This window comes from Stenotrophomonas acidaminiphila (assembly GCF_001431595.1).
Lineage (GTDB): Bacteria > Pseudomonadota > Gammaproteobacteria > Xanthomonadales > Xanthomonadaceae > Stenotrophomonas > Stenotrophomonas acidaminiphila.
In genome coordinates, this window is the sequence record NZ_LDJO01000005.1 from 1 (window position 1) to 13845 (window position 13845).

The following is a 13845-nucleotide window of genomic DNA, read 5'->3' on the forward strand; positions in this document are numbered from 1 at the left end:
TGCCAACGCAGTGGCCGAGAGCTTCTTCAGCGTATTGAAGAAGGAGCGGACCAAGCGAAGGATCTATCCGACACGGGCCACTGCTGCATCGGACGTGTTCGACTACATCGAGATGTTCTACAACCCCATCCGCCGACATGGTTCCGCTGGCGGACTGTCACCGGTAGAGTTTGAGAGGCGCTACGCGCAGAGCGGCGACTGAGTGTCTACGGAACTCTGGCCGGTCCAATCGTCCTGCATCGTCGCCAGCGATTTCGCCGTGGTCAGCAATGGCCGCGAAGCCGTGAGCGCCGAGGTACTGGCCGAATGCGATGCCGGTGAAGGCGTCAGCGGCGAAGGTGTGATCGGTGCCGTGGTCTATGCCATCCATGGCGAGGACTTCGACGGCCGCCCAGTCCACGTCGGTGACGCCTATTCGGCCGAGGCCGCGCGGGAAGTGATGCAGCGCCTGAGTTTCGAGACCGGCTATTACAGCCGATGCTGGGAGATCAGCCGTGAGCACATCACGGTCGATACCTGGCACTACCTCGCCAACCTGGCGGACCTCGCCACGCCGGAGGCCATGCTGTTCATCGCCTTCCGGGTGCCGTACAGCCCGGCGATCGGCGTCAAGCTGATTTCCACGCCCTGGACGGACCAGAACCTGGAGCACGCCGAAGGCATCACCGCGGAGCAGCTTCGACAGGAGCATCGGAACAAGGGCATGCCGGACGACCTGGCGAACATCCTTGACCTGGCTGGCCAGGCCGATGTGCGCATCCTGATCCTCGACGCCGACGCACCTGCGCTGCTGGGCCTGCCGCTGGCTGAGTCCTAGCAGCCGCACGACGCGCCAATCTTCCTCTTTGTCCCCCATGCCAGCCCGTCTCCCAAGGAGCCGGGCTGGTCCATTTTCATAGGAGCAACCTCATGTTCCCCGACCTCATCTCACGCGCACCCGACTTCGAGCACCAGCTTGGAGCCTGCGTCAACGCCATGGGCCAGGACGACGCCATCGGCCAGATTCTGGTATTCCAGCGCACGCACGGCACGCTGCACATGCGCCATATCGCCAGCGCCGACCTGATGGACACCGACATTGACGACTACGAAATGGTCGTGTTCGACGGCGGCAACACCAGCGGCGACACGTGGAAGCACGTCTTCTTCCCGCGTCCGCGCGAGCACTACTTCGTGTACGAAGCCTGACCCGACCAGCCCCTTTCGAGGGGCTTTTTCTTTCCACGGCGTGCTGGAAAGACGGGAGCGACCGAATGCGCATTGTTTGCTGTCGCGCGCGCGAGGCCCGGACATGCTGCCCCCATGCCTGCTGACGTTGTCAGCGACATGCCAGGCAACCATCGGTCTTCGAGGTTGCCGCGCAGTTCCCACTGCGTGACCGAGCCAGCTCGCACCGCATCCATCCGCGAGCGGCCACCAGTCCTGGTGGCGGATGCTTTCGCCTTATCAACCCACCGCGGGGTTACGCACCTTTCCCCGCATGCGTGGGGCCGGTGTGTCTCCGCTTCATCCCAATGGAGATCCACCATGAGCACCACGTCCAACGAGAAATCGTATTTCGACCTCCACACCTCGGGCATCGGGTACATCCAGCGTGCCCGCGAGGTTCCCGTCCGGGGCGGCCGCCGTGCGCAGCCCTTCCTGGCATGCACCATCGCCGCACTGGTCGGTTCCGCCAAGGACCCCAGCTACCGCTACTTCGACGTCAAGGTCTCGGGTGCCGAGGCCAAGAAACTGGTCGAGCGCTACATCGGCGTTGACGATCCCAAGCAGCGGCCCCTGGTGCGCTTCCGCCTCGGCGACCTCTGGGGCGATGCGTACATCCGCGACAAGGGTGAGCACAAGGGCCAGGCCGCCGCGTCTCTGAAAGCACGACTGCTGAAGGCCGAGCCGCTTGACCGGGCCGAACTGGCTTCGATCAAGCAGCACGAGCTGATCACCCGCGGCATCGGCTACCTCAGCCGTCCGAAGGACGTCTCCCCCAAGGATGGCGATCCGTTCCTGTCGTGCTGCGTCGCGGCACTGGCCGGGCCTGTCGGTGAACCGGAATATCGGTACTTCGACACCATCGTCGCCACCCCTGAAGCCGAGCACCTGGTTCGCCGGTGCGTGCAGGCCATCGAAGGGGACCGCAAGGTGCTAATCGCCTTCCGTCTGAACGACATGAAGATCGATCCGTACATCCGCACCAAGGGCGAGCGCGCCGGGGAACCGGGAGCGAGCCTGGAATCGACGCTGGTCCACATCGGTCTCATCAAGATCGACGGCACCCAGGTCTATCCGACGAGCCAGGCGCAAGCCGAGGCGCCGCAAGCCGAGGACACACCCGCGCCCGAAGCCGAGGTTGCCGCCGACACCGCTGCCGACCAGCCTGTCGAGCCCGCCGAGCGCGAGCCCGCAGGCGAAGTCGAGGAGGAGCCGGCATTGGCTGCTTCGTTCTGAACCGGCATGGCCCCTCACGGGGCCTTGCCGTTCTCATCCCCGCAACCGCTGCGCCCCTTGGCGCCCAGCGCGTCTGCGTTCTTCATCCCCCGAGTTCCGCGTGGTTTCAGGGCCGCGCGGTTGTCGCATTTCTCCAAGGAGAACAACCATGTCTCTGGCATCCCGTTTTGCCCCGCAGTCCCCGATCCTGCGTTCCGATCGCCCACTCTCGGATGACCGCATCCGTTCCGTTGCTCCATCGATCTTTGCCGACGCTCCGCATGGGAGCCGGTCCGAACGGTATGCCTACATACCGACCGCGACCGTGCTGACCAAGCTGCGCCAGGAGGGGTTCGAGCCCTTCATGGTGTGCCAGACCCGCGTGCGCAACGAAGACCGGCGCGAATACACCAAGCACCTCATCCGACTTCGCCATGCCAGCCAGATCAACGGCGACGAGGCGAACGAGATCATCCTGCTCAACAGCCACGACGGCACGAGCAGCTACCAGATGCTGGCAGGCATGTTCCGGTTCGTCTGCCACAACGGCCTGGTCTGCGGTGACACCACCGCCGACATCCGCGTGCCCCACAAGGGCGACGTGGCAAGCCAGGTGATCGAAGGTGCTTACGAAGTCCTCGAAGGCTTCGAGCGCGTGCAGAACTCGCGCGACGCGATGCGCACCATCACCCTCGATGAAGGCGAAGCGGAAATATTTGCGCATTCCGCCCTCGCACTCAAGTATGACGACCCGGCCAAGTCCACGCCTGTCACGGAAAGCCAGCTTCTGACCCCGCGACGGTGGGACGACCGCAAGGGCGACCTGTGGGCCGTCTTCAACCGCGTCCAGGAGAACCTCGTCAAAGGGGGGCTGAGTGGACGCTCGGCCAACGGCCGCCATCAACGCACCCGTCCGGTGCAAGGCATCGACCAGAACCTGCGCCTGAACCGGGCGCTGTGGCTCCTGGCCGAAGGTATGCGCCAACTCAAGGCGTGATGCCAAGCGGACCTCGCCCATCTCGGGCGAGGCCCATTCCCTCTCATCCACCGGGTGCCGTCGGCGGCCCGTCATTCATCATCAGGAGAACCATCATGGCAACCACATCGGCGCCCGAGAGATCGGTATCGCCCATCGTCGTTCCGGGCCAGCTCACGCTGCGCACCATCCGCGGCAAAAACGGCCCGTTCACGGTGGGTCGCCTCGCCACGCACCTCGGTGTGTTCGAGGTCAAGGACCCCGAGCTGGAGCAATATCCCGAAGGCAAGTACGACGGGGAGTTCATCATCCGCTACATCTTTCCGAGGTCCTATCCGGTCGGTGGCGGCATGCGGTTCGAAATCCGCGCCAGCCTCGACGGAATGACGCTCAACGGCATCGACAAACTGAGCCGTGACGAAGCACGCAGTTTCGCCACCCAGGATGTCGATCCCCTCGATGAAGAGCAAGGGACGCAGCCTGCGGCAACGCCGGCCAAGCCCGCCAAGGTGTCCAGGCCCGCCAAGCCCGCCCCCGAGCAGGTGTCTGCGGACCCTCTCGTCGATACCACGCCCTTCGGCGTGGATGCACCGACGCCCGCTGCGGCTGCTGCCCCCGGCGGCACCGAAGACGGCGACGCCGGACTGTTCGGCCTGCTCTGGCCGCTGGGCGAGTCCGTGAAACTGGATTCGACCATCGACCGCCGCACCTTGCGCGCGCAGATCGCCCGCCTGGGTGAACTGGGTTACGCGCTGGACTTCAAGACGCAGGAGTGGAGCCGCCAGGCCGAACTGCAACCTGCGTGATCGCAGACGCCGCATCCGCGGTGTTCTTCATCCACCCGCCGGGGTTACTTCCCCATGCGGGGGAGGCTCCGGCTTTCTTCTGGAGGTTTTCATCATGTCCACCATCGCTTGCGATGCACCTCATTCCACGCTGGACGAACCCGCGTGGCGCGCGGTCTGCAAGACGGCCGCCGAGCACGCCCAGCGTGGTTGCGGCCTGTCCTGGGATCACTGGGTCACGCTTTTCAGTTCTGAGATCGACACGCAAGCCAGTCGATTGCCGCAGGACCAGCGCACTCAAGCGCTGGAGATCGCAGCCCGGGAATGGGACTACGCAACGCCTGCCGAACGGCAGGAAACCCAGGACTGGAATGCGGAGCATGGTCACTGCTCGCATGGGATCGAGTTCGGCTACTGCCCGGCCGGTTGTGATCGCGACGATGACGACTGGGACTGAGGGCAAAGCATAGGTTCCTTCGCCGCACACGCGGTATTCCATCACCCGCTGGGGGTTCTCCCCCACGGGGAGGCCTCCGGCTCCATTTTTCAGGAGGCCTCTCATGGGCTGGTATTTCTCCCCCCAATCGCGGTCTGAACTGATCGCGGAACTGATCGCACCGCAAGAGACCGAGCGCGCCAGCGTCAAGGTCATCGCCCACGCGCTGCGCGGCAACGTCCTCTGGTCCGTCACGGAAGTGACGGCCAAGGTCGAAGGCGTGCATCGTCATCTGGCGCCGGGCCAATCCCTGCGCTACATCCGTTGCGATCTGCTCGAACGCAGCGGCGGCCAGTGGGGCTACAAGCCGCTGGACGAGTCCATGCACCCGTACTACTACTCGTGCCCGCTGTCCTATCTGGATCTCGCACCGGAGCAGTCCGCCGACTGGCGTGCAGGCGTTCGCGCCTACCACGCGCGGCGGCGCACACCCACGGCACCTGCGGCACCCACCGCAGCGCTGATGGCCTGAGCCAGGAGGAACCGACATGGACTCGATCCTGGCTGCGCTTCCGCCCTCGCTGTTGAAGCTCGTTGAAGGGAGTTTGTCCAACGACGAAGTTTCGTCCGACGAGGAAATGCTGGAGTACTTCATCAGCAACGGTCTCACCGAGGAACAGGCACGGCAGGCACTGACCTACCGCGACCAGTACCTCAACAACATCTACCTGGAGGGCTTCACGCCAATCACTTCGGTAGATGAGGCGCTGCACTTCAACCCGCACACCCGGCAGTTCGAGCCGGACTGAGCGGCTTTCTTCCACCCCCTGGGGCAGTACTTGCCCCAGCGGGCGGTGCTGTTCCCGTTCATCCGAGGACACCACCATGCCCGCAAACACTTCTTCCACCACGCTGTATCGCATCGACGAATGCTCCGACGTGATGGCCGACGCTTGCGTCGGCGATGACCAGGGCAATCTGATCTTTCTGTCGATCTGGGCGCGCGACACCGCCGTCCAGCAGTTCCTCGCTCGTCTGACCCTCGGGCGCGACGAACAGGGCCTGGACCAGTTCCACGTCATCACCGACCAGGGCGGCAGCGTCCCGGTGTTCGTCAGCAACGTCGATCGCCTGGAAAAGCGCATGACCCGCGCCTACCGGCGAACGCTGTTCGGTTCGCTGTCCAACGTGTGGCTGTTCGACCGCCGCTGCGTCAAGCCCGACAAGGCCAACGCCAGCGCACTGGCATTGCTGCCCAAGGGCAGCGCCCACCGGCTTGACCGCCTGTGGATGCTGGTACGGGACACCTGCCCACTTCCGCTACTCGACCACTGGCGCGAACCCGTGCTGGAACTGCTACAGACCCGCGAGATGCTGGCCCGCCTTCCGTTCGCCCTCGGGCCGCTGGAAGGCCATCGGCTCGCCATCGATGTGCCGGCGCTGACCCTGGCGCTGGGCTCTCTGATCCGCAGTGACGTGCTCACCGCCTATCCCTATCCGGCCAAGATTTGGACGCCGGAAGCGGTAGCGGCTTGACCCACCCGCGAGAGCACGCCAAGGCGTGCTCTCGCACTTCATCCCCGCCAACCAGGAGACTTCCATGGCCCTCATGTTCCCGCGGCTCGCCCGCAATTTCGCCAAGAACGGGTATTACCCGACCGACGAACCCACGCTCGAAAGAGCCCTCAACGCACTGATGCCCAGCGATGGGCCGATGTGCATCCTCGATCCCTGCGCCGGCGAAGGCGTGGCGATCGCCGAAGCCGCTCATGCCCTCGGGCGCGAGCAGGCCAAGGCGTTCGCCGTCGAGTTCGACGCGGAACGGGCACGCCATGCCCGCGGCCTGGTCGATCACTGCCTGCACGCGGACCTGATGGACACGATGATCTCCAAGCAATCGTTCGGGCTGCTCTGGCTCAACCCACCGTATGGCGACCTGTCCAAGGACGTCAACGGCAACATCGGCTATCAGGGCCAGGGCCGTGCCCGCTTCGAGAAGCTCTTCTATCAGCGCAGCCTCTCGCTATTGCAGTATGGCGGCGTGCTGGTCTTCATCGTCCCCGGCTACGTGCTCGACGCCGAGCTGGTCGGCTGGCTGACGCGCCACTACACCGATCTGCGGATCTACCGAGCGGTGGAGACGCAGTTCAAGCAAGTGGTGATCTTCGGCCGCAGGGTGCGTCAGCGCGAGCTGGCACCCGATGGGCTCAAGGCCGTGCGCAATCTGCTGCTGCAGGTCGGGCTTGGTGAAGTCGAAGCCGAGGAGCTGCCGAGCGAATGGCCGTTCCTGCCGTACATCGTCCCCGCCAGTCCGGCCGAGCCAGAGCACTTCTTCCGCGTGACGATGGAGCCGGAGCAGTTCGCCGATGAAGTCGGCCGGCTGCAAGGCCTCTGGCCGTCGCAGGACACGCACCTGGGGGCCGCGCAGCAGTCGCTGCGTCCGCCAGCGCGTGCCTTGTCCCACTGGCATCTCGCCCTGGCCCTGGCCGCGGGCGCGATCTCGGGGGTTGTGCGCTCCAAGACCGGGCGCGTGCTCGTCGTCAAAGGTGACACCCACAAGGACAAGACGCTTCAACGCGAATTCACCGAACGCGAAGACGGCTCCATCGCCGAGACCCGCATCCTCACCGACAAGTTCGTGCCCGTCATCCGCGCGTGGGACATGACGCCCGGCTCCGCTACACGGGGCGAGGTCCTGACCATCCGTTAATCCACCGGACGCGCTGCCGTCCTGCTGTACCACCTCGAAGGAGAAACACCCATGTTCTCAAGCCTGTTCAAGCGGCCCGCGCCGCAGAAGCAACCGTTGTTCGCACCAGGTACGTTGCAGTTGAGCGAGAAGGTGCATTGGCTGGCCCGCAAAGGCCTGATCGACCCCTTGGCTCTTGTCCAGCGCCATGTGCGCGGTGACTGGGGCGAGACCGATGAGGCCACCCGTCAAGCCAAAGATGTCGCAATCCGTGGGGACGATCCGATGATCTCCCACTTCAGGATCACGCCCGAACTGGTGTTGATCGTCAAAACCAGCGAGGACCACCAGACCACGGTGATCCAGCTTCCCGAAGAACGGGACATGATCTGACAGCACCATCGTCGTCTTCATCCACCTGACGGAGCCACTTCACTCCGCCAGGGGTGTCGTGGCTCAATGACTCATCAAGGAGGAGCCCATGGCATCACATCGCGTTGAAACCTACTGCCACAGGCTGGCGTTTCCAATCGGTGCGCTCATCTTCAGCAGAGGCATCGACCGCCTGGTCCGCACGGGTCGCCTCGACCCGATCCCGTACTTCAGGCGCCACACCCGTGGCGACTGGGGCGACGTCAACCTCCAGCAATGGCAGGCCAACAGCACTGCACTGCAATCAGGTGCATCGCTGGAATCCCGCTACGTGATCCATCCGGGGCTGGCCATCCGCATCGTCACCGATGCGCAGCGCAGCGCCACCGTCATCGTGCTGCCGTCCGAAGACTGAGCACGATTCACCAGCAGGCCGCCACGGCCGGCAACTTCGACCACCTCGGCCAAGCGCCGATTTCCTTCCCACTGCGGGGCATGCCATTGCCCCGCTGGGGGTGGTGCATGCCCCATTTTTCATTGGAGCATCACCATGTCCCTCGATCTCGAAACCACTGCCGCTGAAGCCGCGCCCGTACAGGGCGAACTGCTCGATGCGGAATCTTCCCCTCTGACCCTGAGCCTTCAGGATTTCGTCGGCGAGTTCGGTGACGAACTGCTCGACGCCCTCAACAGCGCCAACCCGCCGGTCTATAACGGCCAGCCGCAGGCGCACCGACAACTCATCGTCGCCAGCCTCAAGCGCAAGCTCTTCCAGGCCCAGGCCGAAGTCGTCCACGCCGCCGCGGAGCTGCTGATCGATCGTGGCGAACGCGCCGCGATCGTCAATGGCGAAATGGGCTGCGGTAAGACGACCGTCGGCATCGCCACGGCCGCCGTGCTCAACGCCGAAGGCTACCGCCGCACCCTGGTTCTTTCCCCGCCGCACCTTGTTTACAAGTGGCGGCGCGAGATCCAGGAAACAGTGGCGGGTGCCAAGGTGTGGGTGCTCAACGGGCCGGATACGCTCGTCAAGCTCATCAAGCTGCGCGAGCAGTTGAACGTCCAGCCCACGGGCCAGGAGTTCTTTGTCTTGGGCCGGGTCAGGATGCGGATGGGGTTCCACTGGAAGCCCGTCTTCACCCAGCGACGCACCCGTCACGGCAACGTGGCGGCTTGCCCGGACTGCGGCACGGTCATCACCGACCTCGACGGCGAGCCGGTCAACCCGGTCGCACTCCAAGCCGAGGAATACCGCAGGAAGTGCAGCCATTGCGCCGCGCCCCTGTGGACGCTGATCCGCCCACGCAGCCTGTCTGGCAGCGACCAGTCCTCAGCCGTGCTGAAAGCCTTGAAGCGCATCCCGACTATCGGGGAAGTCACCGCGCAGAAGCTGATGCAGAAGTTCGGCGACGGGTTCCTGGCGTCGATGCTGGGCGACAACATCCATGAGTTCATCAACCTCATGGACGGCAACGGCGAGCTGGTGTTTTCCGACCGTCAGGCCACGCGCATGGAGCGTGCGATGGCCAACATGGAGTTCGGCTTTGGCGAGGGCGGCTACCAGCCGTCCGAGTTCATCAAGCGCTACCTGCCGCAAGGCACGTTCGACCTGTGCATAGCGGACGAGGCTCACGAGTACAAGAACGGTGGCAGTGCCCAGGGCCAGACCATGGGCGTGCTGGCGGCGAAGGCTCGCAAGACCTTGCTGCTGACAGGCACGCTGATGGGCGGCTACGGGGACGACCTGTTCTACCTGCTGTTCCGAGCCCTGCCTGGGCGGATGATCGAAGACGGCTACCGCCCGACCACGAGCGGCAGCATGACCTCGGCGGCCATGGCGTTCATGAGGGACCACGGGGTCCTCAAGGACATCTACTCCGAAAGCACCGGCACGGCGCACAAGACGGCCAGGGGCACCAAGGTATCGGTGCGCACGGTCAAGGCTCCCGGCTTCGGGCCGAAGGGGGTCTTGCGGTGCATCCTGCCGTTCACGATCTTCCTCAAACTCAAGGACATCGGCGGCAACGTCCTGCCGCCGTATGACGAGGAGTTCCGTGAAGTCGCAATGGACACGGCGCAAGCCGCGGCCTACCGCGACCTGGCGGGTCGGCTGACCGCGGAGCTGAAACAGGCTCTGGCGCGACGCGATACGACGCTGCTGGGTGTGGTGCTCAACGTGCTGCTGGCCTGGCCGGACTGCTGCTTCCGGTCGGAAACCGTGGTGCATCCGCGCACGCGCAACACCTTGGCGTTCGTCCAGGCTCAGTTCAACGAGTTCGAGGTGACGCCGAAAGAGCGCGAGCTGATCGACATCTGCAAAGAGGAGAAGGCGCAGGGCCGCAAGGTTCTGGCCTACACGGTCTATACCGGCACGCGCGACACCACGTCGCGCTTGAAGGTATTGCTGGAGCAAGAAGGTTTTCGGGTGGCAGTGCTGCGCGCAAGCGTGGACGCCAGCCGCCGCGAAGACTGGATCGCCGAGCAACTGGACCGTGGCATCGACGTGCTCATCACCAACCCCGAGCTGGTCAAGACGGGCTTGGACCTGTTGGACTTCCCGACGATCGTTTTCATGCAGTCGGGCTACAACGTGTACTCGCTCCAGCAGGCGGCACGCCGCTCCTGGCGCATCGGACAGAAACAGCCGGTGCGCGTGATCTACCTCGGCTACGCCGGTTCCTCGCAGATGACCTGCCTGGAGCTGATGGCCAAGAAGATCATGGTCTCGCAGTCCACCTCCGGCGACGTGCCCGAATCGGGCCTGGATGTGCTCAACCAAGACGGTGATTCCGTCGAAGTCGCGCTGGCCCGGCAACTGGTCGCCGCCTGATCCCCACGCCAACGCCGGCCTCGCGCCGCCGGCTTTCCATTGTTCCCACCTTGCAGCCACGCCCACGGTCTCCGTGGACGTGGCTGCATCTTCACTGGCCCCTTCGGGGGCCTTTTTCTTTGGAGGGAGGCTTTCGGTAAATCGGGCGCTGCCTGGTTCGCATTGTTTGCTGCCGCTCGTGGCCCGAGCGGCGATGGTGAGGGCTCGATGTTTCAGGACGACGCGCCATGTGCCCCTCTCCACCCTGGTTTCACCATCCCGAACGCCGCCTGCTGGCGGGTTTTCTCGGCCTGCTTTGGTCGGTGCTGGCCGGTGGCTGCGCGACGACGACCGCGCCGGTCGCGCCCCACACCATCGAGGAAGTCTCGGCCGCGCCCGAACCCGAGGCGCCGGAGTACATCCCCGTCGTGCGCTACGGCCGCTATACCCTCGTGGAACTCGCACCCACGGCGGCGCAGCGCGACCTGCTTTTGCAGACCATCGATGTCGCCATGCCGGAAGACGCCCGCGCCACGGTCGGCGACGGGCTGCGGCATGTGCTCAGGCGCAGCGGTTACCGACTCTGCGAAACCGCGCATGCCGTGGTCGAGCTGTACGCACTGCCACTGCCGGCAGCGCACTTGCACCTCGGCCCCATGACCCTGCGCGATGCGCTGCTCACGCTGGCTGGCCCGGCCTGGGAACTGCATTCGGATGACCGCGCACGGCAAATCTGCTTCGAGCGGCCCGGCGACAGCATGGCCGCCGACAACGCCCACGCGCTGCCCGCCACCGAGGCGGCGCAGACCTTTCCGCTGGCGCCCGCGGCATCGGGAGGCCAGCCATGAACAGCCCGCAGCCCGCCCATCGTTCAACGGCCGCCGTGGTGGTGCAGAGCCTGATGTGGCTCTGGCTGATCGGCCTCAGTGTCCTCGTTGCCCTGGGTTACCAGGCGATGAACGACCAGGCCGACCAGGAGCGCCTCGATTCCCGCCTGCAACGCCTCGAAGCGCAGGCAACAGGCCTGGCCGAGACCATCGAGGCCATCCAGCAGCGTCCGGCCGTCGCAACGGCGGCGGATCTCAAAGACATCCGCCAATTCCTGGAAGCTCGTGCAGCCCAGGTCGAGAAAACGCTGAGCGCCTATGCCGCTGCCGACGACCTTCAGGCGCTGCGCGCCGAAGTCGAGCAGGTCAAGGCGCGGCAGACCGCTGCGCGCGCCGCTACACCCGCCCAGCCGCGCACCAGGAACAAGCCCACCGCCAAGCCCGAACCACCGCCGCTCCCGTTCCGCATCGTCGGGGCCGAACTGCGTGCCGGCGAGCGCAGCGTGTCCGTCGCGCCAAGCAATGGCGACTTCACGCCCGACCAGCTTCAGGTGCTGCTACCCGGCGATGCGGTCGGCCCGTGGCGCTTGCAGGCCGTCGAGGGCAACACCGCCGTGTTCCAGGCCGGCGACCAGACCCGCCGCGTGGCGATCCCCTGACCGGAGCAGATCGCATGAAGCCATCGATCATCCTTTCCGCGCTCTTGCTGGCGTCCACCCAGTGGCCCGCCTGGGCGCAGCAGCCCGCCACAGCCCCCGCCCGCAATGCGCAAAGCCAGGAGCGCCCGCTGGTCGCTCGCGTTCTGGATGACCGGGTGGCGAGCGACTGGGGCCTGCAACCGCAGGAGTGGGCGCGCTACCGCGAACTGATGGACGGGCCGCTGGGCATCTACTCGCCCAACCTGGACCCGCTGTCGGCCCTGGGCATCGAGGCCCGCACCGACGAGGAACGGCGCCGCTACGCAGAGCTGCAGGTGCAGGTCGAAGCGCGCCGCGTGGAGAAGCTGCTTGCCTATCAGCGCGCCTACGACGAGGCCTGGCAGCGCCTGAACCCCGGCATGCAGCGAGTGAACCTGCCGGACGACAAGCCGGTCGCCGGAGCCACGCGCGGCTCCGGCCGCACAGCGGTGTTCGTCAAGGACGGCTGCGATGCCTGCGGCCAGCTCGTGCAGCGCCTGCAATCGGCGGGCACCGAATTCGATCTGTACATGGTCGGCAGCCGCCAGGACGACGGGCGCATCCGCGACTGGGCCAAGCGCGCGAACGTCGATCCGGCGCGCGTGCGCCGCGGCACCATCACGCTCAACCACGACGGCGGTCGCTGGCTGTCGCTGGGCCTGCCCGGCGACTTGCCCGCAGTCGTGCGCGAGGTGAACGGCCAATGGCAGCGCCAGCCGTAGTCGCCACCTCTGTTTCGCAGTTCTTGCGCGCACTGACGCTCGCCGCCGGCCTGTGCGCCTGCGTCGCCCAGGCCCAGGCCCAGGAGGTTCCGCCGCCGGCCTACCAGCTCGCCGCGCAGCGCGCAGGCATCCCCTCGACGGTGCTCTACGCCGTGGCCTTGCAGGAGAGCGGCATCCGCCGCAATGGGCGCATCGTCCCGTGGCCGTGGTCGCTCAACGTCGCCGGCCAGTCGCGCCGCTATGCGACCCGCGCCGACGCCTGCGCGGGCTTGCAGCGGGCGATGCGCTCCACGCCGCACACGCGCATCGACGCGGGTCTGGGCCAGATCAACCTCGGCTACCACCAGCAGCGCTACGCCACCGCGTGCGACCTGCTGGACCCGTACCGCAACCTCGCCATCGCCGCCGAGATCCTGCGCGAGCAGCACACCCCCGGCGAGGACTGGTTGCTCGCGATCGGCCGCTATCACCGTCCTGCGGGCGGTGAGCCCGCCGCCCGCTATCGCCGCAGCGTGTCGCGCCACCTTGCCCGCGTACAGGGCGCGCGCGCAACCGCCGCGGTTCTCGCCGCACGCCAGGAGACATCCCCATGACGACATCCCATCTGGCCTTGCGGGGCCTGCTCGTACTGCTGGCAGGCTTGCCGCTGGCCTCGCTTGCCGGCGAGCCGCTGATCGTGGTCGAAGACCGCGGCGGCGCGTCGGCGCTGCCGTACTACGAAGCCCTGAACCTCCAGCCGCGTGCCAACGCGCCGGCCCGGCCGCCGATCCCGACACCCCAGGTTCCCGCCACGCCGGCGGACGAGGCCGCGATGCTGCCGGTGCGCAGCGCCAAGCTCACGCCCGGCACCGTCGCGCGGCGGGTCATCGAGGCCCCGGGCCTGCGTCCTTTCGTGGTCGTCGGCGACGACGAGGCGTCCCATGCCTGGCTTCGCCGCCAGGCGACCGCGCTGCGCGAGCGTGGCGCGGTCGGCCTGGTGGTCAACGTCGAGACCATGCAGGGCCTGGCGCGGCTGCGCGCACTGGTGCCCGGTGTACCCCTCGCGCCCGCGTCCGGCGACGACCTGGCCGAGCGCCTCGGCTTGCGGCACTACCCGGCGCTGATCACGGCCACCGGCATCGAGCAATGAAG

19 protein-coding genes are annotated in these 13845 nt (G+C 66.1%); all 19 read left to right on the forward strand.

Going from position 1 to position 13845, the window contains the following annotated elements; genetic code table 11:
* Positions 1-202: IS3 family transposase (locus ABB33_RS00760; RefSeq protein ID WP_152984906.1), on the forward strand; the 202-nt coding region annotated here is incomplete at its 5' end.
* On the forward strand, positions 203-817 hold the full coding sequence (locus ABB33_RS00765; protein WP_425513305.1) for a DUF5983 family protein: 615 nt from the start codon (positions 203-205) through the stop codon (positions 815-817).
* A gap of 92 nt (positions 818-909) precedes the next feature.
* Positions 910-1188 (forward strand): hypothetical protein, encoded by a 279-nt coding sequence (locus tag ABB33_RS00770; protein ID WP_023095516.1) that lies wholly within the window; start codon positions 910-912, stop codon positions 1186-1188.
* A 339-nt stretch (positions 1189-1527) separates the two neighbouring features.
* Entirely contained in the window at positions 1528-2442 is a 915-nt protein-coding gene (locus ABB33_RS00775; protein WP_023095515.1) for a DUF3577 domain-containing protein, read from the forward strand.
* A gap of 148 nt (positions 2443-2590) precedes the next feature.
* Positions 2591-3418, forward strand: coding sequence for a DUF932 domain-containing protein (locus ABB33_RS00780; protein WP_023095514.1), 828 nt, complete (start codon positions 2591-2593; stop codon positions 3416-3418).
* Positions 3419-3513: 95 nt separating this feature from the next.
* A complete protein-coding gene (locus ABB33_RS00785; RefSeq protein ID WP_023095513.1) occupies positions 3514-4203 on the forward strand; it encodes a DUF3275 family protein in 690 nt (229 codons plus the stop codon).
* A 94-nt stretch (positions 4204-4297) separates the two neighbouring features.
* Positions 4298-4639 carry a hypothetical protein gene (locus ABB33_RS00790; protein WP_023095512.1) on the forward strand — a complete coding sequence of 114 codons (342 nt, stop codon included), beginning with the start codon at positions 4298-4300 and terminating at the stop codon, positions 4637-4639.
* Positions 4640-4742: 103 nt separating this feature from the next.
* Positions 4743-5150, forward strand: a complete 408-nt coding sequence (locus ABB33_RS00795) for a hypothetical protein (protein WP_023095511.1) — start codon at positions 4743-4745, stop codon at positions 5148-5150.
* Positions 5151-5166: 16 nt separating this feature from the next.
* The gene (locus ABB33_RS00800; protein ID WP_023095510.1) at positions 5167-5427 is read left to right on the forward strand and encodes a hypothetical protein; all 261 of its coding nucleotides are present in this window, start codon (positions 5167-5169) and stop codon (positions 5425-5427) included.
* Between the two features lie 76 nt (positions 5428-5503).
* A complete protein-coding gene (locus ABB33_RS00805; RefSeq protein ID WP_023095509.1) occupies positions 5504-6154 on the forward strand; it encodes a hypothetical protein in 651 nt (216 codons plus the stop codon).
* 40 nt (positions 6155-6194) lie between these two features.
* Positions 6195-7328: a DUF6094 domain-containing protein gene (locus tag ABB33_RS00810; protein WP_258163993.1), complete on the forward strand. Its 1134-nt coding sequence runs from the start codon at positions 6195-6197 to the stop codon at positions 7326-7328.
* 51 nt (positions 7329-7379) lie between these two features.
* Positions 7380-7700: a hypothetical protein gene (locus tag ABB33_RS00815; RefSeq protein WP_023095507.1), complete on the forward strand. Its 321-nt coding sequence runs from the start codon at positions 7380-7382 to the stop codon at positions 7698-7700.
* A gap of 88 nt (positions 7701-7788) precedes the next feature.
* The gene (locus ABB33_RS00820) at positions 7789-8094 is read left to right on the forward strand and encodes a hypothetical protein (protein ID WP_023095506.1); all 306 of its coding nucleotides are present in this window, start codon (positions 7789-7791) and stop codon (positions 8092-8094) included.
* A 135-nt stretch (positions 8095-8229) separates the two neighbouring features.
* Positions 8230-10509, forward strand: coding sequence for a helicase-related protein (locus ABB33_RS00825; RefSeq protein WP_056930802.1), 2280 nt, complete (start codon positions 8230-8232; stop codon positions 10507-10509).
* 227 nt (positions 10510-10736) lie between these two features.
* Complete coding sequence (gene pilL2, locus ABB33_RS00830; protein ID WP_023095504.1) at positions 10737-11336, forward strand: PFGI-1 class ICE element type IV pilus protein PilL2; 600 nt, start codon at positions 10737-10739, stop codon at positions 11334-11336.
* A complete protein-coding gene (locus tag ABB33_RS00835) occupies positions 11333-11974 on the forward strand; it encodes a hypothetical protein (protein WP_023095503.1) in 642 nt (213 codons plus the stop codon). The genes pilL2 and ABB33_RS00835 overlap by 4 nt, the downstream gene beginning before the upstream one ends.
* A gap of 14 nt (positions 11975-11988) precedes the next feature.
* Positions 11989-12714, forward strand: coding sequence for a TIGR03759 family integrating conjugative element protein (locus ABB33_RS00840; protein ID WP_033999121.1), 726 nt, complete (start codon positions 11989-11991; stop codon positions 12712-12714).
* Positions 12696-13307 (forward strand): transglycosylase SLT domain-containing protein, encoded by a 612-nt coding sequence (locus tag ABB33_RS00845; protein WP_033999119.1) that lies wholly within the window; start codon positions 12696-12698, stop codon positions 13305-13307. The genes ABB33_RS00840 and ABB33_RS00845 overlap by 19 nt, the downstream gene beginning before the upstream one ends.
* The gene (locus tag ABB33_RS00850; RefSeq protein ID WP_023095500.1) at positions 13304-13843 is read left to right on the forward strand and encodes an integrating conjugative element protein; all 540 of its coding nucleotides are present in this window, start codon (positions 13304-13306) and stop codon (positions 13841-13843) included. The genes ABB33_RS00845 and ABB33_RS00850 overlap by 4 nt, the downstream gene beginning before the upstream one ends.
* Positions 13844-13845: the final 2 nt, after the last annotated feature.

Excerpts from the sequence above, each read along its gene's own strand:
- ABB33_RS00770 (WP_023095516.1), top strand. The coding sequence starts at position 910 with ATGTTCCCCGACCTCATCTCACGCGCACCCGACTTCGAGCACCAGCTT.
- ABB33_RS00775 (WP_023095515.1), top strand. The coding sequence starts at position 1,528 with ATGAGCACCACGTCCAACGAGAAATCGTATTTCGACCTCCACACCTCG.
- ABB33_RS00780 (WP_023095514.1), top strand. The coding sequence starts at position 2,591 with ATGTCTCTGGCATCCCGTTTTGCCCCGCAGTCCCCGATCCTGCGTTCC.
- ABB33_RS00785 (WP_023095513.1), top strand. The coding sequence starts at position 3,514 with ATGGCAACCACATCGGCGCCCGAGAGATCGGTATCGCCCATCGTCGTT.
- ABB33_RS00790 (WP_023095512.1), top strand. The coding sequence starts at position 4,298 with ATGTCCACCATCGCTTGCGATGCACCTCATTCCACGCTGGACGAACCC.
- ABB33_RS00795 (WP_023095511.1), top strand. The coding sequence starts at position 4,743 with ATGGGCTGGTATTTCTCCCCCCAATCGCGGTCTGAACTGATCGCGGAA.
- ABB33_RS00800 (WP_023095510.1), top strand. The coding sequence starts at position 5,167 with ATGGACTCGATCCTGGCTGCGCTTCCGCCCTCGCTGTTGAAGCTCGTT.
- ABB33_RS00805 (WP_023095509.1), top strand. The coding sequence starts at position 5,504 with ATGCCCGCAAACACTTCTTCCACCACGCTGTATCGCATCGACGAATGC.
- ABB33_RS00815 (WP_023095507.1), top strand. The coding sequence starts at position 7,380 with ATGTTCTCAAGCCTGTTCAAGCGGCCCGCGCCGCAGAAGCAACCGTTG.
- ABB33_RS00820 (WP_023095506.1), top strand. The coding sequence starts at position 7,789 with ATGGCATCACATCGCGTTGAAACCTACTGCCACAGGCTGGCGTTTCCA.
- ABB33_RS00825 (WP_056930802.1), top strand. The coding sequence starts at position 8,230 with ATGTCCCTCGATCTCGAAACCACTGCCGCTGAAGCCGCGCCCGTACAG.
- pilL2 (WP_023095504.1), top strand. The coding sequence starts at position 10,737 with ATGTGCCCCTCTCCACCCTGGTTTCACCATCCCGAACGCCGCCTGCTG.
- ABB33_RS00835 (WP_023095503.1), top strand. The coding sequence starts at position 11,333 with ATGAACAGCCCGCAGCCCGCCCATCGTTCAACGGCCGCCGTGGTGGTG.
- ABB33_RS00840 (WP_033999121.1), top strand. The coding sequence starts at position 11,989 with ATGAAGCCATCGATCATCCTTTCCGCGCTCTTGCTGGCGTCCACCCAG.
- ABB33_RS00845 (WP_033999119.1), top strand. The coding sequence starts at position 12,696 with ATGGCAGCGCCAGCCGTAGTCGCCACCTCTGTTTCGCAGTTCTTGCGC.
- ABB33_RS00850 (WP_023095500.1), top strand. The coding sequence starts at position 13,304 with ATGACGACATCCCATCTGGCCTTGCGGGGCCTGCTCGTACTGCTGGCA.